This window comes from Pseudomonas sp. P4_B4, from assembly GCF_056402255.1.
In genome coordinates this window covers 41,339-66,814 of record NZ_JBFUHS010000005.1, presented here as the reverse complement: position 1 = coordinate 66,814, position 25,476 = coordinate 41,339, and the positions used below count along the sequence as shown (strand labels likewise).

The following is a 25,476-nucleotide window of genomic DNA, read 5'->3' as shown; positions in this document are numbered from 1 at the left end:
GTGACTGCCCCGGCCTCTTCGCGGGCAAGCCCGCTCCCACAGATTTTGTGGTCTACCACAATTCCTGTGGGAGCGTGGCTTGCCCGCGATGGCCGCACCGCCGATCTAGAGACTGAATCCGCCATCCAAAGGAATAATATTTCCGGTCATATAGGCTCCGGCAGTGCTCGCCAGACTGATCGCCAGCGCCGCCATCTCTTCCTCGCGCCCCCAACGCTTCATCGGGATCAACGCCGTATCCTGCGCCAGCGCCTGTTCATCATTGCCAATGTGCTGGGTCATCTTGCTCGGAAAGCGCCCCGGGGCGATCACGTTGACGTTGATGTGCTGGCTCACCAGTTCGCGCGCCAGAATTCTCGACAGTTGGTGCAACGCAGCCTTGCTCGGCCCGTAGGCATACGCCTGCTCGCCGAAGGAGGAAATCCCGGCCACCGATCCGATGTTGATGATCCGCGCCGGATTCTGCGCCGAGCCGGCCTTGCGTAGCAGGGGCAGGAACTGCTGAATACAGTTGAACACCGACGTCACATTGAGCTGCATGACTTTTTCCCAACCCTTGATCGGGTAGCTCTCCAGCGGTGCGCCCCAGGTGGTGCCGGCATTGTTTACCAGGATGTCCAGATGAGTGATCTGCTCGCCCAGGCGCGTGGCCAGTTGCAGGACGCCCTCTTCGGTGGCGAGGTTCGCCGCGATGGCGCGGCAGCGGCCAAGTGCACCGAGTTCGTCAGCGGTTTGCTGGCAGGCTTCGACGTCTCGGGCGCAGACGTACACGGTGGCGCCGGCCTCGACGTAGGCCTTGGCGATCATCTTGCCGATACCACGGGTGCCGCCGGTCACCAGGGCGGTGCGGCCTTGCAGGGAAAAGTAGGGATGCATGGCGAATCCTGAGAACTGAGGTCTTTACACCCTAGTCGTCAGCCGCCAGAAGCGGAGCCACTATTTTTGCGCGGAATGAGGGGCTATATGGCCCGGCCTTGAGCTGCATGCATGCAGCTCAAGGCCGGCGGGCCTTTATTGCGGGCGAACGCGCAGGGTCAGGCCCTTGAGGAAATTGCGCAGCAGCTGGTCGCCGCACGGGCGATAGTTGGTGTGGCCGAACTTGCGGAACAGTGCGCTCAACTCAGGCTTGGACACCGGGAACTCGGCGGCCTTGAGGATCGCGTGCATGTCGTCTTCTTTCAGCTCGAACGCCACCCGCAGCTTTTTCAGGATGATGTTGTTGGTCACCGGCACTTCGATCGGCTGCGGCGGACGGCTTTCGTCCTTGCCGCGCTTGAAGATCACCAGGCCGTCGAGGAAGTGCGCCATGACTTCGTCCGGGCAGCGTACGAAACCTTCCTCGTCTTCCTCTTTCTTGTCGAGGTAGGTCAGCAGGTCCGGCAGGGTCACGTCCATGCCGCCGAGCTTGATGATCTCGATGACTTTCTTGTCGCTGATGTCGAGCATGTAGCGCACGCTGCGCAGTACGTCGTTATGAATCATGTGTGCAGTCCTGATATTCAGCTGTGAGCGTCGCGGCCAGGCGCGGCGCCGAAATGTGTGGCGGCGAGAAAAGCCTTAGAACTTCTCTTTGCCGGACAGGTAGCGCCATTGCCCCAGCGGCACTTTGCCGATGGACACGCCGCCGATGCGAATGCGACGGATGGCGACGACCTTGAGGCCGACCGCCTGGCAGAGCAGGGCGATGATGCCCGGTTGCGGGTTCTTCATGGCAAAGCGCAGGCGGTTCTCGTTCTGCCAGCTGGCCTTGACCGCCGGTAGCTCCTTGCCCTTGTAGGTCAGGCCGTGGTTCAGGCGGTTCAGGCCGTGAGCCACCATCTCGCCTTCAACCTCGACCACATACTCCTGCTCGATCTTGCTGGAGTCGGCGGTGAGTTTGCGCAGGATTTTCCAGTCCTGGGTGAACACCAGCAGACCGCTGGCGTTGGCCTGCAGGTCGGTGCTGGCAGTCAGGCGCAGGAAGTGCCCGCGCAAAGGGCGCTTGCCGTAACGGTGCTCTTCGCTCAGCGTCTCGGCGCCAAGGGTGGCCATGGCGGTGTCTGCGTCCATGCCGGCTGGCACGTTCAGCAGCAGGGTCACCGGTTCCGGTGCAGTGGCCTTGGCTTCGGGATCAAGCTCGACTTTCTGGGTGTCGACCTTGAATTGCGGCTCGTCGATGACCACACCGTCGACGGTGACCCAGCCGCCCTCGATGAACAGCTCAGCCTCCCGACGGGAACAGCCGACGAGTTCGATGAGGCGTTTGGAGAGACGAATCGGGTCAGTCATGTCAGGGCCGTAACAAAAAGGGGGTGGGCATTGTACCTGCCTGGCGCCGGTTAATCCCGGTTCCATTTCAGTACATGGTTTTTTGGTTTTATGGTGTATCAGCCATTGCGCGTGAGTTTTTCAGCCTGACGCATACGCATGTGCAACAACGGATACGGCTGGCCCATGCCATCGACCTCCGAGCGACCAATGACCTCGAAGCCCTGCTTGAAGTAAAAGCCGAGGGCTTGCGGGTTCTGTTCGTTGACGTCCAGTTCATCGGCGTTCAGGTGTTCCAGGGCATAGCGCAACAGTTTCTTGCCCAGGCCCTGGCCGCGATGGTCCGGGTCGATGAAGAGCATTTCGATCTTGCCGGCCGCGACGCCGGCGAACCCGGTGATGCGCTGGCTCGAATCCTTGGTGCAGATCAGCATCACCGAGTCGAGGTAGCGGGTCAGCACCAGGTTTTTCAGCAGTTCGATATAGCTGTCTGGCAGAAAGTCGTGGGTGGCGCGTACCGAGGCCTCCCAGACCCGGGTCAATTCTTCGTAGTCGCCGAGTTTCGGCGTGTGGATGACCGAATGCTGACGCATGCCTGTCTGCCCCTAATGCGTGAGTGATGTGAATCCTTTCAACCTCAAACGATAGCCGTAAAAAAGCCCCGCATCTCGTCAAGAGAGCGGGGCTTTGCGTATTTTTTGCGTTTAGATCTGTTCAGCCCACAGGTCGTATTCGTCGGCGTCGGTCACTTTGCACCAGACCTTGTCGCCCGGCTTGAGGTTGCTGCCGTTGTCGATGAATACGTTGCCGTCGATTTCCGGGGCATCGAAGAAGCAGCGGCCCACTGCGCCTTGCTCGTCGACTTCATCGACCAGCACTTCGATCTCACGGCCGATGCGCATTTGCAGGCGCGCCGAGCTGATGGCTTGCTGGTGCGCCATGAAACGCTCCCAGCGGTCCTGCTTGACGTCGTCCGGGACGACTTCCAGGTCCAGGTCATTGGCCGGTGCGCCTTCTACCGGCGAGTACTGGAAGCAGCCGACGCGGTCGAGTTGGGCTTCGGTCAGCCAGTTCAGCAGGTACTGGAAGTCTTCTTCGGTTTCGCCCGGGAAGCCGACGATGAAGGTCGAACGGATGATCAGGTCCGGGCAGATTTCGCGCCAGTTCTTGATCCGCGCCAGGGTCTTGTCTTCAAAGGCCGGGCGTTTCATCGACTTCAGCACTTTCGGGCTGGCGTGCTGGAACGGGATGTCCAGGTACGGCAGGATCTTGCCAGCGGCCATCAACGGGATCAGCTCGTCAACGTGCGGGTACGGGTAAACGTAGTGCAGGCGAACCCAGACGCCGAGGGTGCTCAGGGCTTCGCAGAGTTCGGTCATGCGGGTTTTCACCGGCGCGCCGTTCCAGAAACCGGTGCGGTATTTCACGTCGACGCCGTAGGCGCTGGTGTCCTGGGAGATCACCAGCAGCTCCTTGACGCCGGACTTGACCAGGCGCTGTGCCTCGTCGAGCACGTCGCCCACCGGACGGCTGACCAGTTTGCCGCGCATCGACGGGATGATGCAGAAGCTGCAGCTGTGGTTGCAGCCTTCGGAAATCTTCAGGTACGCATAGTGGCGCGGGGTCAGCTTGATCCCTTGTGGCGGCACCAGGTCAATCAACGGGTTGTGATCCTGGCGCGGCGGCACGATTTCGTGCACGGCATTGACCACTTGCTCGTACTGCTGCGGACCGGTCACGGCCAGCACGCTCGGGTGTACGTTGCGAATGTTGCCTTCTTCGACGCCCATGCAGCCGGTCACGATGACCTTGCCGTTTTCCTTGATGGCTTCGCCGATCACTTCCAGGGACTCGGCCTTGGCCGAATCGATGAAGCCGCAAGTGTTGACTACCACGACGTCGGCGTCCTGGTAGGTGGACACCACGTCATAGCCTTCCATGCGCAGCTGGGTAAGGATGCGCTCGGAGTCGACCAGTGCTTTGGGGCAACCCAGGGATACGAAGCCAACCTTTGGATTGGCCGGCGCAGGAGTGGTGGACATGTCTAACCTCGGTATTTTGTGACGCCGCTTGCCGGGCAGGGCAAAACCGACGGACGGGCGCTTGAACTGCGCCTCTGATCAAAAAGTGCGCAATTCTAGCGATGAGTCGTTCACTTGACCAGCTTTATGCAGGGAAATACGACGAGTGCTGCGCTATGCTTCGCGCCGTTGGGCTTTACCAATTTTTTACAGTCAACAAAACGTCTGTAACGTGAAGTAAAACAGCGCATGCTGCACGACAAAGCATAGTGCTTCTTCAAAGAAGCCGGGTCTGGGAAGTAGGAGTGGTGGATGGGTCAGGCAAGTAGTCAGGCTGCAGGTGCCGAGCATTCGGCGGTGAAGCCGATCGGCATGCTGGTCGCGGCAGTCGGGGTGGTTTATGGCGATATCGGCACCAGTCCGTTGTACACCCTCAAGGAAGTGTTTTCCGGAGGCTACGGCGTACCGGTCAACCATGACGGGGTGCTGGGGATTCTGGCACTCATTTTCTGGTCGCTGATCTGGGTCGTGTCGATCAAGTACATGATGTTTGTACTGCGCGCCGACAACCAGGGCGAAGGCGGGATCATGGCCTTGACCGCACTGGCCCGGCGGGCGGCGGCGGGGCACGCGAAATTGCGCATGTTGCTGGTGGTCTGCGGACTGATCGGCGCGGCGTTGTTCTATGGCGACAGCATGATTACCCCGGCGATTTCCGTGCTGTCGGCGATTGAAGGCCTGGGGCTGGCCTTCGAAGGTATCGACCATTGGGTCGTGCCGCTGTCGCTGGTGGTGCTGGTCGCGCTGTTTCTGATCCAGCGTCACGGTACGGCGCGCATCGGCATTCTGTTCGGGCCGATCATGGTCACCTGGTTCCTTGTGCTGGGTGCATTGGGCGTCTATGGCATCAGCCAGCATCCAGAGGTCCTGGAAGCGATGAACCCGGTGTGGGGCGTGCGCTTCTTCATCGACCACCCGGGCATGGGCGTGACAATTCTCGGCGCTGTAGTACTGGCATTGACCGGTGCCGAAGCGCTGTACGCGGACATGGGCCACTTCGGTCGCAAGCCGATTGCTCGCGCTTGGTTTCTCCTGGTGCTGCCGGCGCTGGTGCTCAATTATTTTGGTCAAGGTGCCTTGTTGCTGGGTGACCCGGAAGCAGCCCGTAACCCGTTCTACCTGCTTGCACCCAGCTGGGCATTGATCCCGCTGGTCGGCTTGTCGACCCTGGCCACGGTGATTGCCTCGCAAGCGGTGATTTCCGGTGCGTTCTCCCTGACCCGTCAGGCGATCCAGCTCGGTTACATTCCGCGCATGCACATCCGGCACACCTCCAGTGCCGAACAGGGCCAGATCTACATCGGCGCGGTGAACTGGGCGCTGATGGTCGGCGTGGTGCTGTTGGTGCTGGGTTTCGAATCCTCCGGTGCCCTGGCCTCGGCCTACGGTGTGGCGGTGACCGGGACCATGCTGATGACCACCATCCTGGTGTCGGCCGTGATATTGCTGTTGTGGAAATGGCCACCGCTTCTCGCCGTTCCGGTGCTGCTCGGTTTCCTGCTGGTGGACGGCCTGTACTTTGCCGCCAACGTGCCGAAAATCGTCCAAGGCGGGGCTTTCCCGGTGATCGCCGGTATTGTGCTGTTTGTGTTGATGACTACCTGGAAGCGCGGCAAGCAGTTGCTTGTCGAGCGCATCGATGAGGGTGGATTGCCGCTGCCGATCTTCATCAGCAGCATTGCTGTACAACCGCCCCATCGAGTTCAGGGCACCGCCGTGTTCCTGACAGCGCGGGCGGATGCCGTGCCCCATGCGTTGTTGCACAACCTGCTGCATAATCAAGTGTTGCACGAGCAAGTGGTGTTGTTGACGGTGGTGTACGAAGACATCCCGCGGGTGCCACTACAACGGCGCTTCGAGGTCGACTCCTACGGCGAAGGTTTCTTCCGCGTAATCCTGCATTTCGGATTCACCGATGAGCCGGATGTACCGCAGGCGCTGAAACTGTGCCACCTCGATGAACTGGATTTCAGCCCGATGCGTACCACCTACTTCCTCAGTCGCGAGACGGTCATTGCCTCCAAGCTCGAAGGCATGGCCCGTTGGCGCGAAGGGTTGTTTGCCTTCATGTTGCAGAACGCCAACGGCAATTTGCGATTCTTCAATCTGCCGCTGAACCGGGTGATTGAGTTGGGGACACAGGTGGAGATGTAAGTCCCATCAAAACGCCCCCGTTGCCATCACGGCAGCGGGGGCTTTTTTGTGGGCGAGTACAAAACTGGAAGACTATGAAGATCCAGTGTGGGAGCGGGCTTGCTCGCGAAAACGGTGTGTCAGATACATCTATATCGCCTGACACGCCCCCTTCGCGAGCAAGCCCGCTCCCACAGGAGATGTGTGGTGAGTGCTGGAATGAAAAAAGCCCCCGCTACCGTGAAGTAGCGAGGGCTCTTGTTCAGCGGGTCCGGATCATTCCTGAGCGGTCGCTTCGGCTTCCTTCGCCTGCCGCTTCTCGATCACATCCACCAGGCGCTTGGCCAGCGCCGGGTAGTTCTCGTCGAAGTGGTGGCCGCCAGGCAGCTTGATGGCTTCGCCCACCGCCGTCTTGTCGGTGCAGCCACTCTCGTCGGTTTCTTCCGCGCCGTAGATACACACCACTTTGGCGGCTGGCAGCTTGGCCATTTCCGGGCCAGTGGCGGCTTCTTTGCCGGCGTTGCCGAGCCAGCCTTCGACTTCGATCTCGAAGCTGCCGGTACGGGCGAAGGCCAGCAGGATAATGGCGTCGACGCGCTGCTGCTCCGACTCGGCCAGACGGTTGTAGATCGCCGGCAGTACGTCGGCGCCGAACGAGTAACCGGTCAGGATGAAGCGCTTGGTGCCCCATTTCTGCCGGTAGTGTTGCATCAGTTCAGCCAGGTCCAGTGCGCTTTGCTCCGGGCTCTTGTGCTGCCAGTAGTAGCGCAGGGTGTCGATGCCGACCACCGGGTAGCCGATCTTGGCCATCTCGCCCGCCACGTCGCGGTCGAGGTCGCGCCAGCCGCCGTCACCGGACAGGAACAGGGTTACGGTGTCCCTGGCCTGGCCTGCTGGCACTTCGACCACCGGGATCTGCAGGCCGCCAGCGGCTTTGTCGCCACCGACGAGGATCTTGCGCAGTTCGTTGTTCAACACTTGCGGCAGGTTGATGTCGTAGTCGCTGATGCTGGTTTCGGCGTTCGGTTGATCACGCACGAAGCCGGCACTGGTGTCGTCCGGGTTGTCGTTCCACGCGACCAGCCAGTGGCCGTGGGCAGCGCTTTTCGGCAGCAGGTGAGTGCAGCCGCCCTTTTCCAGGGCCAGGTCGACCGAGATGGCCTGGGCCTTGTCATTCTTCTGCTCGGACAACCAGCGCCAGGCCAGCACGGCGCCAGGGCCGATGCCGCTGACCAGGGTCGCCGGGCCTTTGAGTTCTCGCAGGCCCGATTGCAGGGCGCGGCTTTGCAGCAGGCAGTCCTTGGGCAGGATCACCTGGACAATCTGCGCCGCGCCACTGCGGCTCAGGGTCATCAATTGCTTGTCGCTGAGCTTCTGGTCTTCGTTGACCGCCACCAGCACCTGGGCGCGTGGCGTGGTACCGGGGATGACGCGGGTCATCGCCGCACCATCGGCCGGGGTCAGCAATTCGAGGGTCGGTTCCGGTGCCGGGCGTTTCAGGTACCAGTAACCGCCACCGAGAATCAGGGCCACTATCACCAGCGTGCCCAATACATACCGCAAGGAGCGTTGAATCATCAGCGTTTCACCAATCCGGTCAAGCCGCCCGCGATCAGGGCAGCAGTGTCGGCCAGCGCAACCAGCGGATCGAGTCCGGCGGGCACGGCCATATAACGGGGTTCCCAATCAGGCTGGAACTTGTCTTTGAAGCGGCGCAAGCCCTGGAAGTTGTACAGCTGCTCACCACGGCGGAATACCATCGAGCCCAGACGCTGGGTCAATGGCGCGCCGCGACGGGGTTGCAACCCCGACAACGGCACCATGCCCAGGCTGAAGCGCGCGTATCCATGGTTTTTATAATGTTGAATCAGGCCGACCATCATGAACTCCATGGTCAGCTTCGGGGCGTCCGGGTGTGCACGCATCAGGTCGAGGCTGGCCAGGTCATGGCCGTAGGTCTCGAGCAGGTTGGCGAACGCTACCGGGCGTCCTTCGAAACGAATCACCGCGATGCGGAAGTGCTTGAGGTAGTCATCGCTGAAGCGGCCCAGCGAGAAGCCTTTCTCCCGGACGTTCTTGCCGGTCAGCCAGGCATCGGAAATCACCTTGAGCTCATCCATCGGCGCGTGGCCCGGCTCATGGATTTCCAGGGACAGGCCGTCACGAGTACCACGGTTCCAGGTGTAGCGCAGGTCCTTCATCTCTTTGCCCTTGGCTTCGAGATCAAAACGCTTGAGGTCGACCCGGGCTTCTTCGCCGAGCTTGATCGCGGTCAGGCCGATGTCCATGTAGTACGGCAGGTTCTCGGCGCGCACTTGATAGAACACGGGACGGGCGTGGTGGATGTCGCATAGGTCGCGGAACTGCCAGATCATTTCCGCCCGTTGCTGGCCCGGGCCGATCGGGTCATATAGTGCCACCAGGCTGCGGCCGCGACGGGCGTACATCAGGAACGCTTCGTCATTGGGGTGAAACAGCAGCGCCTTGTCACCGGTCAGGGCCAGGCCGCCATCCGGTTGAGCCGAAGCCATGAGGATCTTGCTGGCGCGCTCCAGTTCGTCGGGCGTCGGCAGGTGAATGACCGGACGCGCGGTGCGCAGTAGCCAGGTCAGCGATACCACCACCAGCAGCACGGCAGCCCCGAGCAGCGAACGCAGGCCGCGAGGAGCATCGGCGTCGAGGGTGAACTGCCACCAGAGTTGGTGGCTGTACGGCACGTCCTGATAGGCGAACAGCAGCAACCAGATCGACGCCCCGAGCACACACAGGCTGGCCACCAGGTACAACGGCGAGAACGGTACTTCGGTCAGGCGGCTGGGGCGATAGAACGAGCGGCGGAATACCCCGAGCAGGCTCGCCGTCAGCACCATCAGGCTGGCTTCTTCCCAGTCGAAGCCTTTGAGCAGTGAGAGTAGGGCACCGACCAGCAACAGAATGGTGGTCAGCATCCACGCGGCCGACAGCCGGCGACGCAGCCCCTGGGCCAGCAGCAGGCAAAGAACGCCGACCAGGCTGGCACCGAAGTGCGAGGCATCGACCAGTCGATGAGGGATCAGAAAACCGATGTGTTCCAGGCGGGTATCGATTTCCGGAGTGGCGCCGGAGAACAGCAGGACAACGCCGGACAGGAATACCAGCACCGCCAGTATCGGAGCCGCCAGGCCTGAGGCCGCGCGCAACGTCTGGCGTGTCTGGAACAGGCGCTGGCCTTCGTTGATCAGCAACAGCAGGCAGGCCACCAGCAAGGGCAGGACGACGTAGATCAAGCGATAGAGCAGCAGGGCGGCCGCCAGTGGCGCAGCACCCAAGGTGTCGGAAAACGCCGCCAGCAAAATGGCCTCGAACACCCCGACACCGCCCGGCACATGGCTGAGCACGCCGGCGGCCAGAGCCAGCAGGTAAACCAGAAGGAACGCGCCGAAGGGTGGCGTCTCCGGCAGCAGCAGATAGAGCACGGTCGCGGCGGCCGCTACGTCCAGGGCGGTGATGATCAATTGCAGGAACGTCAGGCGACGTCCGGGTAGACGCAAGGTGCGGCGCCCGACCTTGACCAGCAGGTTGTCCGGGTAAGGCTGTTCCGGCAGCCGACGACGGTAGATGCCGATGGTCAGTACCGAAAACAGCACGAGCACGGCGCTCGCCACCACGCCCAGCAACGTCTCTGAGAGCCCCAGGGCGGTGGACGCGGCTGGCAGGTCGCTGAGCGTCGCCAGGGCGGCCAGCGGCGGCAGGGCGCAACCCAGCGAGAGGCTGGCGAACAGCGTCATGCGGGCGACCTCAGCCGCACCCAGGCCATGACGGGCATAGAGGCGATAGCGAACCGAGCCGCCCGACAACATTGAAAGACCGATGGCGTTGCCGATGGCAAAGGCCGTGAAACCACCCAGCGCCAACGTGCGCGGTGCCAGGCTCACCCCGGCATAGCGGCTAGCCGACCATTCATAGCCGAGCAGAATGATAAAGCCCACCACGGTTGCAGCCAGTGCGCCCATCAAAGCGGGTTTCGGAACGTCGAGGATCGAGTCGTGCAGCGCGTAAAGGTCGAGTTCGCTCAACAGGTGGCGACAGGCAATCAGCGCGATCGCGAACAACAGCAGGGTGACCGCCAGGCCAATGGGTTGACGGTATTTGCTCAATCGATCAAGCAGGCGCAGGCGCTCAGCATTGATCGGTTGTGTCGCTGTGACAGTGTCTTGTGAATCAGACGAGTTGGCGCGCATCAATCACCTCTTGGATTGTGCGCGACAGGATGGGGGTATCCAGCCAAGTTACCAATCCCTGCAGAAAAAAATAATCACAAATATTAACGCCAATCACCGGGCAATGGGGACGGCGCGTCATCAGTCGTGAAGGCTTCAGCCTGCAATAGAGCATAGTCTGAACCCGGCGCATGGGTGCCCCCCCAAACGGCTTGCTTCACAGTGACAGGTCATTGTTGCGAAAGGACTTTTTCAACAGATACAAAAAAGGCCACTCTTTCGAGTAGCCTTTTTTGATGTTTGGTTGCGGGAGCCGGATTTGAACCGACGACCTTCGGGTTATGAGCCCGACGAGCTACCAGACTGCTCCATCCCGCGTCTGTGTGGCGGCATTCTATAGAGTAATGCCGGGGTGTCAACCGTTAATCCTGAACCAGGTCAAATAAACGTTGAATTGCGGCAAGCGGTCGCAGGGATGGCCAAAGTTTCGGAATCAGAACGATTTCCGGTTTCGGAATCGTTGAGCGTCCAGGCCTTGTTTCGGTGTTCGGCCCTACAAAACGAGCGCGCACAAAAAAGGCCACTCTTTCGAGTAGCCTTTTTTGATGTTTGGTTGCGGGAGCCGGATTTGAACCGACGACCTTCGGGTTATGAGCCCGACGAGCTACCAGACTGCTCCATCCCGCGTCTGTGTGGCTCATTCTATAGAGATGCGCTCGGGTGTCAACCTCCAATTCCGACAAAACCTCTTCCCGTTCAATCGGTTAGCGTTCAAAAGGGGAGGTCGACCGGTCTGTGAGGCAGGCAGGACAAGGCCTGCGCGTCTATTGAAAGTAATTTTTCGATTKAAAAAATAAATTCACAATCGACTCTTCCTACGATTGGAAAAGAACATTCAGACTACTGGTGCTATATACAGGTGTCGGTGAGATACTGTTTGTCCGGCACGCCATGACGCCTTTTCTTTGCCATGAACACGGCTTTGCTATGACTCAACGCAAGATCATCCACGTCGATTGTGACTGCTTCTATGCAGCCATCGAAATGCGCGACGACCCACGCCTCGCCGGTAAACCACTGGCGGTAGGTGGGGCGGCGGATCGGCGCGGGGTGATCGCCACCTGCAATTATGAGGCGCGAGCGTACGGGGTGCGTTCGGCGATGTCCTCCGGGCATGCCTTGAAGCTGTGCCCGGACCTGACCATCGTCAAGCCACGCATGGATGCCTATAGAGAAGCGTCCAGGGAAATTCACACGATCTTTCGCGATTACACCGAGATCATCGAGCCGCTCTCGCTCGATGAGGCGTACCTCGATGTGTCGGACAGTGCGCATTTCGGTGGCAGTGCAACGCGAATTGCCCAGGACATCCGGCGCCGGGTCTCCAACCAGTTGCATATCACTGTGTCGGCGGGCGTGGCGCCGAACAAGTTTCTGGCCAAGATCGCCAGTGACTGGAAAAAGCCCAACGGCCTGTTCGTCATCACTCCGGACCAGGTCGAAGACTTTGTCAGTGGCTTGCCGGTGAGCAAATTGCACGGGGTTGGCAAAGTCACTGCCGACAAACTCGGCAAGCTGGGGATCATCGATTGCCTGCAATTGCGCGAGTGGGACAAGTTGGCGCTGGTGCGTGAATTCGGCAGCTTTGGCGAGCGACTCTGGAGCCTGGCCCGTGGGATCGATGAGCGTGAGGTGCACAACGACAGTCGTCGTCAGTCGATCAGTGTTGAAAATACCTACGACGTTGACCTGCCGGACCTGAAGAGCTGCCTGGATAAATTGCCCGAGCTGCTGGAGACCCTGGCGGGTCGTATGGCACGAATCGACAGCAGTTATCGTCCGGGCAAGCCATTCGTCAAAGTGAAATTCCATGACTTCACCCAGACTACATTGGAGCAGGCCGGGGCAGGGCGGGATCTGGGGAGTTATCAGTTGATGCTGGCCCAGGCTTTCAATCGCGGCGGAAAACCGGTGCGGTTATTGGGCGTCGGCGTGCGGCTGGAGGACTTGCGGGGCGGGTTCGAGCAGATGGAGTTGTTTGAGCGGTAGTCGGGTGATGAATGTGAGGGCGCCATCGCGAGCAAGCTCGCGATGCCTTTAGCCGTTAATTCAGTCCCGGATTCGCCACCAGTCGCTCGCCATTCTGAGCCAGCGACTTCAGAAACTCAGTCTGCAACTCGGGATCATTGCGTGTCAGTTCGATCAGGCTCTGTTCCAGTTCGCTGGCTTCTTCTTCAAGACCCAACTCCGACAGGCGTTTGACCCGGTGGACCCACTGATTGACTTCGTCACCTTCGAGATCGTCATAAATCAACCCGTGGGCCTCATAGAGCTTGCTGCGCAAGTTGCTGCTGATGACCAGGGTGGAATCGTTGTGCACGTTGCCCTGGACATCCTCTACACGGATCAGCAACCGGCTCAGATGATTGATGTCATGTTCGGCGAACGGGCTGTCCAACAGATTCAGGCGCAATATGCCGTTTTTGTCGGTGGTAAGTTCGAAGGTTTCCTTGCCGGCCTTGACCTCGACCGGACGCTCGCTCCAAGGCAGGCTTGAGTACTCCGTGCGTTTGTCGCGCTGGACTTCACCAATACCGGCCAGGTTTTGCTGCGCGCGGCCGTGGGACTGCACGTTCATGAACGGGTTGAGCCCGGCGAAACCGTAGCTCAGCCAGTCCTTGGTCACGCTGTCCGGTAGATTGCCGAGGGCGAGCACGTTGACCACATTGGCACCGATACCCGCCACCACGGCCACCGCGCCCAGCGGAATTTCGTAAATCTCCCGCCAGGGTTGGTACGGCGTATAGCGATCGTAATGACGCGTGACTTCGTACTCGGTGACTTCGAAAGTCTTCTGCTCGTGGATTTTCACCCGCCGTTGAGGCAGCTCAAGCACCTTGGGCTCACCTACATCGATCTGCAGGCTGTGATCGAGCAATTTGCGCTCGACCCGTTCCTCTTGCTCGCTGCGTTGCGACATGTGGTTGGCACAGCCGCTGACCAGTAGTGCGCCGCACAAGGCGGCACCACCGAGGCCTAAGGTGTTTCGCTTGAACATGACGTCTCTATATCTGCTATCAGCGGCGGATGCGGGCCTGAAGGAACGACAGCACGTCGGCGACCGGCAGCGCTTGGGCGTCGGCCTCGGTACGGCTCTTGTATTCCAGGTTACCTTCGGCCAGGCCGCGGTCGCTGACCACGATCCGGTGTGGAATGCCGATCAGCTCCATGTCCGCGAACTTGATGCCCGGGCTGGTTTTCTTGTCGCGGTCGTCCAGCAGCACTTCGAAGCCGGCAGCGGTGAGTTCCGCGTACAGCTTGTCGGTGGCTTCGCGAACCTGTTCGGTTTCGTAGCGCAGTGGCACCAGGGCAATCTGGAACGGCGCGAGGGTGTCGCTCCAGATGATCCCGTTTTCGTCGTTGTTCTGCTCAATGGCAGCCGCCACTACGCGGGACACGCCGATGCCGTAGCAACCCATTTCCAGGGTGACCGGCTTGCCGTTCTCGCCCAGCACTTCGCACTTCATCGCTTTGCTGTACTTGTTGCCCAGCTGGAAGATGTGCCCGACTTCGATGCCGCGCTTGATCTCCAGGGTGCCTTTGCCGTCCGGGCTCGGGTCGCCGGCCACGACGTTGCGCAGGTCGGCAACGGTCGGAACAGGCAGGTCGCGCTCCCAGTTCACACCGAAGTAGTGTTTGTCATCGATGTTGGCACCGATGCCGAAGTCGCTCATCAGCTCGACCGAACGGTCGATGATGATCGGCAGCGGCAGGTTCAACGGGCCGAGGGAACCGGCACCGGCGCCAATGGCCTCGCGCAGTTCGCTTTCCGAGGCCATGACCAGCGGGCTGGCAACGCCTGGCTGGTTGGCGGCCTTGATTTCGTTCAGCTCGTGGTCGCCACGGATGATCAGGGCGATCAGCTTGCCTTTCTCTTCTGCGTGCACCACGAGGGTCTTGATGGTTTTCTCGATCGGCAGGTTGAAGCCTTCAACCAGTTGCGCAATGGTCTTGGCGTTCGGCGTGTCGACCAGGCGCAGTTCTTCAGTCGCAGCGGCACGCGAGGTTTCGCGCGGCACGGCTTCGGCTTTTTCGATGTTGGCGGCGTAGTCGGAGCCGTTGCTGAAAACGATATCGTCTTCACCGGACTCGGCCAGCACGTGGAACTCGTGGGAACCGGCGCCGCCGATGGATCCGTTGTCGGCATCAACAGGGCGGAACTTCAGGCCCAGACGGGTGAATACGTTGCAGTAAGCCTGGTGCATGCGGTCGTAGGTGACCTGCAGCGAAGGCTGGTCAGCGTGGAACGAGTAGGCGTCCTTCATGATGAATTCGCGGCCGCGCATCAAGCCGAAACGTGGGCGGATTTCGTCACGGAATTTGGTCTGGATCTGGTACAGGTTGATTGGCAGCTGCTTGTAGCTGCTCAATTCGTTGCGCATCAGATCGGTGATGACTTCTTCGTGGGTCGGGCCTGCGCAGAAGTCGCGACCGTGGCGATCCTTGAAGCGCAGCAATTCAGGGCCGTACTCTTCCCAACGCCCGGATTCCTGCCACAGCTCAGCCGGTTGCGTGCTCGGCATCAACACTTCGAGAGAGCCGGCGGCGTTCATTTCTTCACGAACGACGGCTTCGACCTTGCGCATTACCCGCAAGCCCATCGGCAGCCAGGTGTACAGGCCCGAGGCGAGTTTGCGGATCATGCCGGCGCGCAGCATCAGCTGGTGGCTGATCACGACCGCGTCGGAAGGCGTTTCTTTTTGTGTGGCGAGCAAAAATTGACTGGTGCGCATGGTTGGCCGTTATCGATTGCTGATGACGAGAAATGACGGAGCATTGTACGGGCGAGTTCCGCTGGAGTACAGGCGTGCGGTCGGTAGTGTGGCAGGAGGGCGCGATTCACTCGGCCCTCCGCGATTCTTCCTGCGTAAAGAGCCTACGATTCTTCGGCTACCGGGGTCTGCACTGGTTCCGGTGTCGGTGTCGGGCCTGCGCGGCGGTTCTCCTGGAACCAGTGCAAGGCGATCAACAGCAGGGTCGGGATGCCCAGCAGGGCGGTAATCAGGAAGAAGTCGTGGTAACCGAATTTTTCCACCATGACCCCGGAGTAGCCGCCAATCAGGCGTGGCAGCAACAGCATGATCGAGCTGAGCAGGGCGTATTGGGTGGCGGAGAACTTGAGGTTGGTCAGGCTCGACAGGTAGGCCACGAAGGCCGAGGTCGCCAGGCCTGAGCTGAAGTTGTCCAGGGAGATGGTCAGCACCAGCATGTTCAGGTTGGGGCCCATGTCGGCGAGCATCAGGAACAGGATGTTGGTCGCCGCGGATGCGACACCGCCGATGAACAGGATCGGCAGGATGCCGAAACGCACGATCAGCAGGCCGCCCATGCCAGCGCCGACCAAGGTCATGATCAGGCCGAAGATTTTACTGACGCTGGCGATCTGGTCCTTGGTGAAGCCCTGGTCGATGTAGAACACGTTGGCCATCACGCCCATGACCGTATCGGACATCCGATAAGTGGCGATCAAGCCAAGCAGCAGCAGCGCTTGCCAGCGGTATCGCAGGATGAAGTCGTTGACCGGTGTCAGCACTGGCGCCAGGCCTCGACGGCCCATGGCCGAGAGGCACAGGGCGGTGAGGGTGGTGTAGAGAATCGCGCGCAGGAAGGCGCGGTCCTCCAGCAACAGGTCAAGCAGGCTCACGCCCTGGAACAGTACGCTGGCGAAGTCGGTGTTGTAGAGCTGGGTGAACATGGCCGGCACGGACACCAGCAATATGATCAGCACGAACACCGAGGCCAGTTGATGCACGAAGCTGTAGCGCCCGGCCTGCAGTTGCGTGCGCAACGGCACGGGTGGTTCGCGCATGAACATGGAGGTCAGCAGTGCCGGGACCATCAGCACTCCGAACAGGATGTAAGTGCCGGCCCAGGCCGAATGCTTGTAGTTGAAGCCGGTGGAGCCAAAGCCTTCGGCGAAGTACAGCGCGCCTGCAGTGGCCAGCAGCGCAGCGACCCGGTAACCGGACATGTAGCTGGCGGCCAGTGCGGCCTGACGATTGTCTTCGGCGATTTCAAGGCGGTAGGCGTCTACCGCAATGTCCTGCGTCGCTGATGCGAAAGCGACGACGACGGCAATGGCAATCAGCCAGGACAAATGCTTTTGCGGGTCGCAGAAACCCATCCCGATCAGGCCAAGGATGACCAGTGCCTGGGACAGCACGAGCCAGGATCGTCGTCGACCGAGTTTGCCGAGCAATGGCAGTCGCCATTGGTCGAGCAAGGGTGACCAGACCCATTTGAAGGCGTATGCCAGGCCAATCAGGCTTGCATAGCCAATGGTTTCACGCGCCACGCCGGCTTCACGCAGCCAGACCGAAAGCGTCGAAAACACCAGCATGTAGGGCAGGCCGGCGGCGAAACCAAGCAGCAACAGCACGAGTGTCGAAGGGCTGGCATAAGCGGCGAGCGCGGCGCGCCAGGTTTTACGGGGCATGGGCTGGAGTCTGCCTCAAGAAATACGGAAACAAAGCGCGCACTCTAACCGCTGTGCTCTACCGGACGCCAGCCATGGCGCTGAATATCAACACGATTATTCAGGATACTGATGCCCTCCATGCGTAATCGTGCGCGCTGCTCATCACCCGAAGGGCTGCCCACCGGCAGGCTGATACGCCCGTTTGCGCCCAGAACACGGTGCCAGGGCAATTTGCTGTCGCTCGGCAATTGGCTGAGGGTGCGGCCGACCCAGCGAGCGGCGCGACCCAGTCCTGCAAGCTCGGCCAGTTGGCCGTAGCTGACGACTTTGCCCTCCGGTACTTGGGCAAGTGTCAAATACAGCGCCGTGCGTCGGATTTGCGCTGCACTCTCGGATTCATCGGTTGGATCGGTCACGTCCGTCAGTCCTGAAGAAGTTTGCTTTACGTCTGTAGAGTAATTCCTGCACAGGAAGTTGAGAAATGAACTCAACAGAAATAGTCGGGTCAGTCCTTGTCAGGGCCTTGTTCCTACGGATAATGCCGACTTTTCTCGCAAGCCTGAGCCCGTATTTTGCTTATGTTGTCCAGATCCCTGCTGTGTCTCGCTGCCCTTGGTGCTTCCACTCCCTTGCTTGCCGATACCGTGTGGTTGAAGAACGGAGACAAGCTGAGCGGCAAAATCACGCTGTTCGATGGCGGCAAGCTGCTGATCCAGACCGAGTACGCCGGTGCGGTGACGATCGACTGGAAACAGGTCAAGACCCTGGACAGCGATCAGGAGTTGCTGGTCAAACAGGATGCCTACAGTGGCGAGAAAGCCAAGTCACTGAAAGCGGCGGACGCCGGCAAGGTCACGCTGGCCAACGGCGAGGCACCGAAGACGGTCGAGCTGGCAAGCATTCAGCAGATTCTCAAGCCAAAACCGGTGGTCGAGGATCTGGTGTGGAAAGGCAATGTCGATATCGCGCTGGATTATCAGCGGGCGGAAAACGACACCGATGACTACGACATCGATTTCAAGACCAGTGCGCGACACGGTCGCTGGCGGCACACCGCTGAAGGTGAATACAACCGTGAGTTCCAGGACGACGTGGTGACCACGGACAACTGGCGGGCGGAGTATTCCATCGACCGATTCCTGACCGAGCAATGGTTCTGGCAGGGGCGCCTGGTCTACAAGCGCGACAAGGTCGAAGACCTTTCCCGGCAACGCACGGTCGGTACCGGTCCCGGCTATCAGTTCTGGGATAACGAACTCGGGGCGTTCTCCCTGGGCTCGCTGATCAACCGCACGGACTATGAATTTTCCGATGGCAGCAAGGACAATTTCTACGCCCTGGCCATGAAGTGGGACTACAACCGCTACCTGGTCGGCAAGCGTGTCGAGTTCTTCACCAATGGTGAGGTCGGCAAGCCGCTGTCGGATGTGGCCGACTACGCGCTCGATGCCGAGATGGGGTTGCGCTACAAGGTGACTGACTGGGCTTCGCTGAACCTGAAGGCGGAGCGCGATATCATCAGCGGCACCGAAGATGCGGATCTGGACAAGACACGCTACACCGCAGGGTTTGGCGTGACCTGGTAAGCAAATCGGAAAATCGCCGCCTTCGACAGCTCCTGCAGGGGCAACCCGGGAGCTGTCGAAGGCGGCGATCTTTTTTTGCGTGGACAAAACACTCGCCCACAAAAAAGCCCCGCTGTTGAGGGCGGGGCTTTTTACTAAAGCAAGTACAAGTTAGATAACTTGAACTTCTTCAGCTTGCATGCCTTTCTGACCGCGGGTAGCGATGAAAGAAACCTGTTGGCCTTCTTTCAGGCTTTTGAAGCCGTCGGACTGGATAGCTTTGAAGTGAACGAACAGGTCGTCACCGGATTGTGGAGTGATGAAGCCGAAGCCTTTTTCATCGTTGAACCACTTAACGGTACCGGTTTGGCGATTAGACATGGTGTAACTCCTTGAACAAAGATAACTGCGACTCAGGAAGAACCCTGGCCGAGACTGAGTGCAAAGAGCAGGAAAAATTCTTGTAGATGGTTGGATCGAAATTCAACATATCGTGTAGAGATTCTCAGTGACACAAGCAGCACAGTGACGCCACCTTAACCCTTTTTCCGGAACGTGCCAATGCTTCTTGCACAGGTTTCTCTGTTTTAAGGATCGGCGGTGTGACGGTTCGTCGCCAGCGCAGGTAATTCCTGCCTGTTCGGCGAGAATTGCACCGCGGACTTTGAACCCGGCGGCGCGCCCGGTAAGATGCCGGACAGAATTTTTCGACCTCGCTATTCAGGACACCCGCCATGAGCATCAAATCGGACAAGTGGATTCGCCGCATGGCGCAGGAACACGGCATGATCGAGCCTTTCGTCGAGCGCCAGATGCGCGGCAGTGACGATAGCCGTGTGATCTCCTACGGGGTGTCGAGCTATGGCTACGATGTTCGTTGCACCAATCATTTCAAGGTGTTCACCAACATCAATTCGGCCATCGTCGATCCGAAGAACTTCGATGCCGGCAGCTTCGTCGACATCCACAGCGACGTGTGCATCATTCCGCCGAACTCCTTCGCCCTGGCCAGCACCGTCGAATACTTCCGCATTCCGCGCAATGTATTGACCATTTGCCTGGGTAAAAGCACCTACGCGCGCTGCGGCATCATCGTCAACGTCACGCCGCTCGAGCCTGAGTGGGAGGGTCACGTGACCCTGGAGTTCTCCAACACCACCAATCTGCCGGCGAAAATCTACGCGAACGAAGGCGTGGCGCAGATGCTGTTCCTTGAGTCTGACGAAGAATGTGAAGTGTCCTACAAGGACCGAGGCGGCAAGTATCAGGGCCAGCGTGGCGTGACCCTGCCTCGCACCTGAGTCAACCGTCCGACAAATGCCGGGAATTCCTGAGCGGGCGTACACTCTATGGGGTGTACTGTTCCGATCCGCGCAAGGCGGGTCGGGCCATCGCTCAGGAGTGCCGAATGAAGATCGATCCGCGAATCAGTGCCGAACTGGCAAGGCTTGAACCCAACCAGGTGGGTGTTCTGGCCTGGTCCTTGTTGGCACATCCGCCCGTCAGCATGGCAGGGGGTATCCCCGGCCAGCCTGATCCTGATACCCCGAATGAACAGCCTAACGAGCCAGGCGAGCCTACTCTGCCGGACGAGTCGCCTCCTGCGCCTGTTGCCTGATTTTCGATTTCCGCCATTCATGGCTGTTGAGCTGCGCTTGTTGTCTTCAGCAAGCAGGCCTGTGCCTGTTGTTGCTATAGACGAACGTAGCGTCTGAATCGGCCTGCACATATTCGGAAGTAACTATGTCTGTCGGGGAAACCAATCGATAGACATGGCCGTGGTTCTATCTGGGAGCTGCGTGCCCTGGGGCCTTTAACAGGGGCATCAGACAGTTAACTTCGAATATGAAAAGGAACATTCAGATGAGTGTGAGTGCAAATCGATCGGGGCATTTGAGTGCCGACGTAATCACGACAGTCGGCTCCATGCAGTTTCGCGTAACGGATGGGCTCGATTTCTATCAGCGGTCAGACATTCATTGCATTGAGGCGGATAACGGTCAGGGGACAGCGTTTTACGTGTACTTACCGATGGGCATCCAGAGTGGCAGTTTCAGCCTGGGACTCAACGAGGGATCTCCCATGGTCATCCATGTGATCGGCAACTCGGAGGCAGAGCTTTATCCAGGAACGCTCGAGTTGACGGTGGGAGGTGACGCGCAGTTTGCCGGGCGCTTCAGTGGGACGGACGCTAATGGTCTGCAAGTGAAAAATGGCAGTTTCAGGCTGGAAAACGAAGCGGGGGCATAACGGTTGACTGATGTTGGAAGCCGGCAACCCGGCTTCCACTTCTCCTCCCAGCGGTTATTTCAGGTTGCCACTCAGGAACTGCTTCAACCGCTCGCTTTTCGGATTGCCCAGCACGTCTTCCGGCGCGCCTTCTTCCTCAACCAGGCCCTGGTGCAGAAACAGCACCTGGCTCGACACTTTGCGGGCGAAGCTCATTTCGTGGGTCACCATGATCATGGTCCGGCCTTCTTCGGCCAGGCCATGGATCACCTTGAGCACTTCACCCACCAGTTCCGGGTCCAGCGCCGAGGTCGGTTCGTCGAACAACATGACTTCCGGCTCCATGGCCAGTGCACGGGCAATCGCTACCCGCTGTTGCTGACCGCCGGACAGAAATGCCGGGTATTGGTCCGCCACACGGGACGCCAGCCCCACCTTGTCGAGGTAGCGCCGGGCGCGGTCCTCGGCTTCTTTCCTGTCGCAGCCCAGCACCCGGCGCGGGGCCATGGTGATGTTTTCCAGCACCGTCATGTGGCTCCACAGGTTGAAGTGCTGGAACACCATGGCCAGGCGGGTGCGAATCCGCTGCAGTTCATCGGCGTCGGCCACGTGCATGCCGTGACGATCCTTGATCATGCGGATGTTTTGCCCGTCGAGGCTCATGGCGCCGTCGTTGGGTTGTTCCAGGAAGTTGATGCAGCGCAGAAAGGTACTTTTACCCGAGCCGCTGGCGCCGATCAGGCTGATAACGTCGCCGGTCTTGGCCTTGAGCGAAACACCTTTGAGGACTTCATGGTCGCCATAGCTTTTATGCAGGCCTTCGATGGTCAATTTGTACATGGGGCGTGCATCCTCAAGGCGAAAGTAGATAGCCGCTGCGATAGGCTTCGGTGCCCGCGACGTGGGCGATCACCATGCCGGCAGTGGCCATGCGACGCAGCGAACGGGCGTACATCAGCCCGGCGGCGGAGCAGTGAACAGGAGTGACGCGATCGTTGATCGGATCAATGATCTCGGCGATCAGTTGCCCGGCTTCCAGGTACTGGCCCGGCAGCGCGGTGAACACCAGCAGGCCGCCGACGGGCGTGGCCACTGGTTCTACACCGGCCAGCGGTGTCGCCGGATAGGGCAGGTCGGGCAAGGGCGCGGGTTCGCCGGCAATCGCGCCGAAATGGATCAGGTAGTCGATCAGCGCCTGGCAGTCGAGGCAAGCCAGCGGGTGATTGACGTCGCCCTGACCGCGCAATTCGACGGTCACCGAAAAACTGCCCGGCGGAATGTCGAAGTGCTCGCCGAAGCGCTCCTTCAACTGCCACCAGAGCAGGGTGAAGCATTCGTCGAACGACTGACCGCCGGAATCGGTTGCCAGCAGGCTGGCTTCGGCGCCGATGTAGCGGGCCAGCGGCTCGACCTGCGGCCAGGCATCCGGCGTGGTGTAGAGGTGAGCGACCGCTTCGAAATCGCAATGCAGGTCGAGCACCATATCGGCGTCGCAGGCCAATCGTTGCAGGGTCAGGCGCTGGGATTGCAATTGGGTGGCGGCGGTCTGCCGGGCCAGCGCATCGCGCAGGTTGCTGCGGATCAGTTGCAGGTTGTGCTGCGGATCGTCACCGAGCTTGTCTTCGATCGCGTTGCCGACTTCCTCACTGAGGTCGACGAACCAGCGGTTGAAGTTCTGGCCGCTTTCCAGCTCGTAGCGGCCCAGTGGCACATCCATCAGCACCTGTTCCAGGCCCACCGGGTTGGCGATGGGTACCAGCACGATTTCGCTGCGCAGGCGCCCGGCGGCTTCCAGCTCCGCCAGGCGTTGCTTGAGGTGCCAGGCCACCAGCATGCCGGGCATTTCGTCGGCGTGCAGGGAGGCCTGGATGTAGATCTTGCCGTTGGCCGGTTGGGGGCCGAAGTGAAAACTGTGGATCTGTCTCGCGGTCCCGGGCAGCGGGGCCAGCAGGTCATGTTTCTGGTGGCGCATCTGTTGTTTCCTGAAGCTGGTTGAGTCCTAGTGGGTCGGCCCAAGGAAGGCCAGCCATCGGCGTTCGGCAAGGCGGAACAGGCCGACCAGCGCAAAAGTGACGGTCAGGTAGATCAGCGCGGCGATGCCGAACGACTGGAAGGTCAGGAAGGTCGCCGAGTTGGCATCCCGAGCGACTTTCAGGATGTCCGGGATGGTCGCGGTGAAGGCCACGGTGGTCGAGTGCAGCATCAGAATCACTTCGTTGCTGTAATACGGCAACGAACGACGCAGGGCCGACGGCATGATCACGTAGGCGTACAGCTTCCAGCCTGTCAGGCCGTAAGCCTTGGCCGCTTCCACTTCACCGTGGGCCATGCTGCGGATTGCTCCGGCGAAAATCTCCGTGGTGTAGGCGCAGGTGTTCAGGGCGAAGGCCAGGATGGTGCAGTTCATCGCATCGCGAAAGAATGCGTCCAGTACTGGCTGAGCTCGAATGGCGGCCAGGCTGTAGATCCCGGTGTAACAGATCAATAACTGAATATAGAGCGGCGTGCCACGGAACAGGTAGGTATAGAACTGCACCGGCCAACGGATGTAGAAGTGCGGCGATACACGGGCGATGGACAGCGGGATCGACACGATAAAACCGAAGAAGATCGAAGCGCTGAGCAGCCACATGGTCATGGCCAGGCCGGTGATGTTGTTGCCGTCGCTATAGAGGAAGGGTTTCCAGTATTCCTGCAGAAGTTCGATCATCGTACGGCCTCCCGGGTACCGGCGGAGTAACGACGTTCAAGCCAGCGCAGAATGAAGTTGGACGCGCTGGTGATCATCAGGTAGATCAGCGCGGCAAGTACCAGGAAGTAAAACAGCTGATAGCTGCTTTTGCCGGCGTCCTGGGCAGCCTTGACCAGGTCGGCGAGGCCGATGATCGACACCAGGGCGGTGGCCTTGAGCATCACCATCCAGTTGTTACCGATACCCGGCAGGGCATAACGCATCATCTGCGGGAACACCACGATCCAGAAACGCTGGCCGCGCTTGAGGCCATAGGCAGTGGCCGCTTCGACCTGACCCCTTGGGACGGCGAGAATCGCGCCACGGAAGGTTTCAGTGAAATACGCACCGTAGATGAAGCCCAAGGTGATGACCCCGGCACTGAACGGGTTGATCTCGATGTATTCCCATTCCATGTAATCGGTAAAAGAGGTCAGCCAGGTTTGCAGGCTGTAGAAGATCAACAGCATCAGGACCAGGTCCGGAACGCCACGAATGAGTGTGGTGTAGAGCTGGGCAGGCACGCGCATCAGTTTGACTTTTGACAGCTTGGCACTGGCGCCGAGCAGCCCGAGCAACACGGCCACCAACAGCGACAACGCCGACAACTTGATCGTCATCCAGGTGCCTTGCATCAGCAGCGGACCGAAGCCCTTGAGGCTGAAGGCAGAGAGCCCCAGATTTTCCAGTAGGTTTTCGAACATAAATCAGCAACCTGATCGGATGAAAAAAGCGCCCATCGAGAGATGGGCGCCGGGCATTATTTGCCGCTGTACAGATTCAGATCGCCAAAGTGTTTCTTCTGAATGGTGGCGTAGGTGCCATCATCGTGTAACGCTTTGATACCTTTATCCAAAAGTGCTTTCAGCTCGGTGTTACCTTTCTTAATGCCGATGGCTGTTTTGGCTGGCAGCAAAGCATTGTCGACCGGCTTGCTGACATTGTACTCGGCACCCTGTGGCGACTTCAGGAAGCCCATTTCGGCTTGCAGCATGTCCTGAATCCCTGCATCGAGACGACCGGAAGTCAAGTCGGCGTAGACCTGATCCTGGTTGGCGTAGGCCTGGGTTTTCACGCCGGCCTTGTCCAGAACGGCTTTGGCATAAGCTTCCTGAATGGTGCCTTGTTCGTAGCCGACGGTCTTGCCCTTGAGCGAGGCGACGTCTTCAGTCACGCCAGAACCTTTCTTGGACACGTAGGCGGTTGGGCCGGAGAACAGTTCGCTGGAGAAATCGATGGCTTTTTCACGGGCTTCGGTAACGGTCATCGACGAGATCACACCGTCGAATTTATTGGCTTTGAGGCCGGGAATCATGCCATCGAAGTCACTTTCGACCCACTTGCACTTGACCTTCAGTTCGGCGCAGATCGCGTTCCCCAGATCGATGTCAAAGCCTACCAGGCTGCCATCGGCCGCTTTCGACTCGAACGGTGCGTAGGAAGGGTCAACGCCGAAACGCAGTTCTTTGTACTCCTTCGCCATGGCGGAGCCAGCAGCCATGCACAACGCCAGTGCAGAAAGGGTCAGCAATGCTTTTTTCATTATTCAATCCCTAAAAACCAATATGAGCGCCTGTGGCGCAGAATTATTGTTACTGGAAAGCGTAAGACCTGTTGAAAGTAGCAATTTCCGAACCAGAGTGCCGAACAAGCGTTTTAAAAGGTACTTGGAAATGGCCGGAAACAGATTTATGCACGAAAACGGGCGCAGGGAAATGGGTGCACCAAATCATCTCGCCACAAAAGAACGGTTTGACTGAGCCGGGTCACCAGGCTCCCTACCTCGTCGACACGACTTGTCCTTGCGTCAGCG

General features: G+C 59.6%; 23 protein-coding genes and 2 tRNA genes. 6 read left to right on the top strand and 19 right to left on the bottom strand.

The window, feature by feature from the left end; genetic code table 11:
- Positions 1 to 105: 105 nt before the first annotated feature.
- The 5 genes from AC1DVE_RS07990 to rimO form a co-directional block, all read right to left on the bottom strand.
- Entirely contained in the window at positions 106 to 876 is a 771-nt protein-coding gene (locus AC1DVE_RS07990) for an SDR family oxidoreductase (protein ID WP_223458887.1), read from the bottom strand.
- 135 nt (positions 877 to 1,011) lie between these two features.
- Positions 1,012 to 1,482 carry a YehS family protein gene (locus tag AC1DVE_RS07985; protein WP_046816549.1) on the bottom strand — a complete coding sequence of 157 codons (471 nt, stop codon included), beginning with the start codon at positions 1,480 to 1,482 and terminating at the stop codon, positions 1,012 to 1,014.
- A gap of 75 nt (positions 1,483 to 1,557) precedes the next feature.
- The gene (locus AC1DVE_RS07980) at positions 1,558 to 2,268 is read right to left on the bottom strand and encodes an rRNA pseudouridine synthase (RefSeq protein WP_223458889.1); all 711 of its coding nucleotides are present in this window, start codon (positions 2,266 to 2,268) and stop codon (positions 1,558 to 1,560) included.
- A 98-nt stretch (positions 2,269 to 2,366) separates the two neighbouring features.
- Entirely contained in the window at positions 2,367 to 2,840 is a 474-nt protein-coding gene (locus AC1DVE_RS07975) for a GNAT family N-acetyltransferase (protein WP_102702689.1), read from the bottom strand.
- Positions 2,841 to 2,951: 111 nt separating this feature from the next.
- A complete protein-coding gene (rimO, locus tag AC1DVE_RS07970) occupies positions 2,952 to 4,289 on the bottom strand; it encodes a 30S ribosomal protein S12 methylthiotransferase RimO (RefSeq protein ID WP_223458891.1) in 1,338 nt (445 codons plus the stop codon).
- A gap of 291 nt (positions 4,290 to 4,580) precedes the next feature.
- Between rimO and AC1DVE_RS07965 the strand changes: the two genes are divergently transcribed.
- Entirely contained in the window at positions 4,581 to 6,482 is a 1,902-nt protein-coding gene (locus tag AC1DVE_RS07965) for a potassium transporter Kup (RefSeq protein ID WP_223458893.1), read from the top strand.
- 255 nt (positions 6,483 to 6,737) lie between these two features.
- On the opposite strand, the gene AC1DVE_RS07960 is transcribed toward AC1DVE_RS07965, so the two are convergent.
- From AC1DVE_RS07960 to AC1DVE_RS07945, 4 genes are all read right to left on the bottom strand, one after another.
- Positions 6,738 to 8,039 carry a virulence factor family protein gene (locus AC1DVE_RS07960; protein WP_223458895.1) on the bottom strand — a complete coding sequence of 434 codons (1,302 nt, stop codon included), beginning with the start codon at positions 8,037 to 8,039 and terminating at the stop codon, positions 6,738 to 6,740.
- Positions 8,039 to 10,681, bottom strand: a complete 2,643-nt coding sequence (gene mprF, locus AC1DVE_RS07955) for a bifunctional lysylphosphatidylglycerol flippase/synthetase MprF (protein WP_223458897.1) — start codon at positions 10,679 to 10,681, stop codon at positions 8,039 to 8,041. Before mprF ends, AC1DVE_RS07960 begins: the two co-directional genes overlap by 1 nt.
- Positions 10,682 to 10,961: 280 nt before the next feature.
- Positions 10,962 to 11,038: transfer RNA gene (locus AC1DVE_RS07950), tRNA-Met, on the bottom strand.
- A gap of 232 nt (positions 11,039 to 11,270) precedes the next feature.
- Positions 11,271 to 11,347: transfer RNA gene (locus tag AC1DVE_RS07945), tRNA-Met, on the bottom strand.
- 300 nt (positions 11,348 to 11,647) lie between these two features.
- Between AC1DVE_RS07945 and dinB the strand changes: the two genes are divergently transcribed.
- Entirely contained in the window at positions 11,648 to 12,709 is a 1,062-nt protein-coding gene (dinB, locus tag AC1DVE_RS07940; protein WP_223534234.1) for a DNA polymerase IV, read from the top strand.
- Between the two features lie 55 nt (positions 12,710 to 12,764).
- Here dinB and AC1DVE_RS07935 read toward each other — a convergent pair whose 3' ends face one another.
- From AC1DVE_RS07935 to AC1DVE_RS07920, 4 genes are all read right to left on the bottom strand, one after another.
- The gene (locus AC1DVE_RS07935; RefSeq protein ID WP_223458901.1) at positions 12,765 to 13,718 is read right to left on the bottom strand and encodes a hypothetical protein; all 954 of its coding nucleotides are present in this window, start codon (positions 13,716 to 13,718) and stop codon (positions 12,765 to 12,767) included.
- A 19-nt stretch (positions 13,719 to 13,737) separates the two neighbouring features.
- Positions 13,738 to 15,453, bottom strand: a complete 1,716-nt coding sequence (locus AC1DVE_RS07930; RefSeq protein ID WP_223458903.1) for a proline--tRNA ligase — start codon at positions 15,451 to 15,453, stop codon at positions 13,738 to 13,740.
- Between the two features lie 143 nt (positions 15,454 to 15,596).
- Positions 15,597 to 17,156: an AmpG family muropeptide MFS transporter gene (locus AC1DVE_RS07925; protein WP_223458905.1), complete on the bottom strand. Its 1,560-nt coding sequence runs from the start codon at positions 17,154 to 17,156 to the stop codon at positions 15,597 to 15,599.
- 44 nt (positions 17,157 to 17,200) lie between these two features.
- Positions 17,201 to 17,554 carry an MGMT family protein gene (locus tag AC1DVE_RS07920; protein WP_150727643.1) on the bottom strand — a complete coding sequence of 118 codons (354 nt, stop codon included), beginning with the start codon at positions 17,552 to 17,554 and terminating at the stop codon, positions 17,201 to 17,203.
- Between the two features lie 162 nt (positions 17,555 to 17,716).
- Here AC1DVE_RS07920 and AC1DVE_RS07915 point away from each other — a divergent pair, with 162 nt between their 5' ends.
- A complete protein-coding gene (locus AC1DVE_RS07915; RefSeq protein ID WP_223458907.1) occupies positions 17,717 to 18,724 on the top strand; it encodes a DUF481 domain-containing protein in 1,008 nt (335 codons plus the stop codon).
- A 150-nt stretch (positions 18,725 to 18,874) separates the two neighbouring features.
- On the opposite strand, the gene AC1DVE_RS07910 is transcribed toward AC1DVE_RS07915, so the two are convergent.
- Complete coding sequence (locus AC1DVE_RS07910; RefSeq protein WP_002554837.1) at positions 18,875 to 19,084, bottom strand: cold-shock protein; 210 nt, start codon at positions 19,082 to 19,084, stop codon at positions 18,875 to 18,877.
- 353 nt (positions 19,085 to 19,437) lie between these two features.
- On the opposite strand from AC1DVE_RS07910, the gene dcd reads away from it, so the two are divergent.
- The 3 genes from dcd to AC1DVE_RS07895 all read left to right on the top strand — a co-directional run bounded on the left by dcd (position 19,438) and on the right by AC1DVE_RS07895 (position 20,953).
- Complete coding sequence (gene dcd / locus AC1DVE_RS07905; protein ID WP_007940589.1) at positions 19,438 to 20,004, top strand: dCTP deaminase; 567 nt, start codon at positions 19,438 to 19,440, stop codon at positions 20,002 to 20,004.
- A 107-nt stretch (positions 20,005 to 20,111) separates the two neighbouring features.
- Positions 20,112 to 20,321: a hypothetical protein gene (locus AC1DVE_RS07900; RefSeq protein WP_223458909.1), complete on the top strand. Its 210-nt coding sequence runs from the start codon at positions 20,112 to 20,114 to the stop codon at positions 20,319 to 20,321.
- A gap of 245 nt (positions 20,322 to 20,566) precedes the next feature.
- Positions 20,567 to 20,953 (top strand): hypothetical protein, encoded by a 387-nt coding sequence (locus tag AC1DVE_RS07895; protein ID WP_223458910.1) that lies wholly within the window; start codon positions 20,567 to 20,569, stop codon positions 20,951 to 20,953.
- Positions 20,954 to 21,007: 54 nt separating this feature from the next.
- On the opposite strand, the gene AC1DVE_RS07890 is transcribed toward AC1DVE_RS07895, so the two are convergent.
- From AC1DVE_RS07890 to AC1DVE_RS07870, 5 genes are read right to left on the bottom strand one after another with little or no spacing between them, the layout of a single operon-like run.
- The gene (locus AC1DVE_RS07890; protein WP_223458912.1) at positions 21,008 to 21,772 is read right to left on the bottom strand and encodes an ABC transporter ATP-binding protein; all 765 of its coding nucleotides are present in this window, start codon (positions 21,770 to 21,772) and stop codon (positions 21,008 to 21,010) included.
- A 13-nt stretch (positions 21,773 to 21,785) separates the two neighbouring features.
- Complete coding sequence (locus AC1DVE_RS07885) at positions 21,786 to 22,904, bottom strand: succinylglutamate desuccinylase/aspartoacylase family protein (protein ID WP_223458914.1); 1,119 nt, start codon at positions 22,902 to 22,904, stop codon at positions 21,786 to 21,788.
- A 27-nt stretch (positions 22,905 to 22,931) separates the two neighbouring features.
- A complete protein-coding gene (locus AC1DVE_RS07880; protein ID WP_223458916.1) occupies positions 22,932 to 23,642 on the bottom strand; it encodes an ABC transporter permease in 711 nt (236 codons plus the stop codon).
- The gene (locus AC1DVE_RS07875; RefSeq protein WP_223458918.1) at positions 23,639 to 24,367 is read right to left on the bottom strand and encodes an ABC transporter permease; all 729 of its coding nucleotides are present in this window, start codon (positions 24,365 to 24,367) and stop codon (positions 23,639 to 23,641) included. Before AC1DVE_RS07875 ends, AC1DVE_RS07880 begins: the two co-directional genes overlap by 4 nt.
- 56 nt (positions 24,368 to 24,423) lie before the next feature.
- Entirely contained in the window at positions 24,424 to 25,206 is a 783-nt protein-coding gene (locus AC1DVE_RS07870) for a transporter substrate-binding domain-containing protein (protein ID WP_223458920.1), read from the bottom strand.
- Between the last annotated feature and the right edge of the window lie 270 nt (positions 25,207 to 25,476).

What these genes read in the sequence shown, in the direction of transcription:
- dcd (WP_007940589.1), top strand. Translation starts at nt 19,438, where the DNA reads ATGAGCATCAAATCGGACAAGTGGATTCGCCGCATGGCGCAGGAACAC.
- AC1DVE_RS07875 (WP_223458918.1), bottom strand. Translation starts at nt 24,367, where the DNA reads ATGTTCGAAAACCTACTGGAAAATCTGGGGCTCTCTGCCTTCAGCCTC.
- AC1DVE_RS07880 (WP_223458916.1), bottom strand. Translation starts at nt 23,642, where the DNA reads ATGATCGAACTTCTGCAGGAATACTGGAAACCCTTCCTCTATAGCGAC.
- AC1DVE_RS07895 (WP_223458910.1), top strand. Translation starts at nt 20,567, where the DNA reads ATGAGTGTGAGTGCAAATCGATCGGGGCATTTGAGTGCCGACGTAATC.
- AC1DVE_RS07935 (WP_223458901.1), bottom strand. Translation starts at nt 13,718, where the DNA reads ATGTTCAAGCGAAACACCTTAGGCCTCGGTGGTGCCGCCTTGTGCGGC.
- dinB (WP_223534234.1), top strand. Translation starts at nt 11,648, where the DNA reads ATGACTCAACGCAAGATCATCCACGTCGATTGTGACTGCTTCTATGCA.
- AC1DVE_RS07960 (WP_223458895.1), bottom strand. Translation starts at nt 8,039, where the DNA reads ATGATTCAACGCTCCTTGCGGTATGTATTGGGCACGCTGGTGATAGTG.
- AC1DVE_RS07980 (WP_223458889.1), bottom strand. Translation starts at nt 2,268, where the DNA reads ATGACTGACCCGATTCGTCTCTCCAAACGCCTCATCGAACTCGTCGGC.
- AC1DVE_RS07890 (WP_223458912.1), bottom strand. Translation starts at nt 21,772, where the DNA reads ATGTACAAATTGACCATCGAAGGCCTGCATAAAAGCTATGGCGACCAT.
- AC1DVE_RS07990 (WP_223458887.1), bottom strand. Translation starts at nt 876, where the DNA reads ATGCATCCCTACTTTTCCCTGCAAGGCCGCACCGCCCTGGTGACCGGC.
- AC1DVE_RS07965 (WP_223458893.1), top strand. Translation starts at nt 4,581, where the DNA reads ATGGGTCAGGCAAGTAGTCAGGCTGCAGGTGCCGAGCATTCGGCGGTG.
- AC1DVE_RS07985 (WP_046816549.1), bottom strand. Translation starts at nt 1,482, where the DNA reads ATGATTCATAACGACGTACTGCGCAGCGTGCGCTACATGCTCGACATC.
- AC1DVE_RS07925 (WP_223458905.1), bottom strand. Translation starts at nt 17,156, where the DNA reads ATGCCCCGTAAAACCTGGCGCGCCGCGCTCGCCGCTTATGCCAGCCCT.
- mprF (WP_223458897.1), bottom strand. Translation starts at nt 10,681, where the DNA reads ATGCGCGCCAACTCGTCTGATTCACAAGACACTGTCACAGCGACACAA.
- AC1DVE_RS07870 (WP_223458920.1), bottom strand. Translation starts at nt 25,206, where the DNA reads ATGAAAAAAGCATTGCTGACCCTTTCTGCACTGGCGTTGTGCATGGCT.
- AC1DVE_RS07910 (WP_002554837.1), bottom strand. Translation starts at nt 19,084, where the DNA reads ATGTCTAATCGCCAAACCGGTACCGTTAAGTGGTTCAACGATGAAAAA.
- AC1DVE_RS07975 (WP_102702689.1), bottom strand. Translation starts at nt 2,840, where the DNA reads ATGCGTCAGCATTCGGTCATCCACACGCCGAAACTCGGCGACTACGAA.
- rimO (WP_223458891.1), bottom strand. Translation starts at nt 4,289, where the DNA reads ATGTCCACCACTCCTGCGCCGGCCAATCCAAAGGTTGGCTTCGTATCC.
- AC1DVE_RS07900 (WP_223458909.1), top strand. Translation starts at nt 20,112, where the DNA reads ATGAAGATCGATCCGCGAATCAGTGCCGAACTGGCAAGGCTTGAACCC.
- AC1DVE_RS07930 (WP_223458903.1), bottom strand. Translation starts at nt 15,453, where the DNA reads ATGCGCACCAGTCAATTTTTGCTCGCCACACAAAAAGAAACGCCTTCC.
- AC1DVE_RS07915 (WP_223458907.1), top strand. Translation starts at nt 17,717, where the DNA reads ATGTTGTCCAGATCCCTGCTGTGTCTCGCTGCCCTTGGTGCTTCCACT.
- AC1DVE_RS07885 (WP_223458914.1), bottom strand. Translation starts at nt 22,904, where the DNA reads ATGCGCCACCAGAAACATGACCTGCTGGCCCCGCTGCCCGGGACCGCG.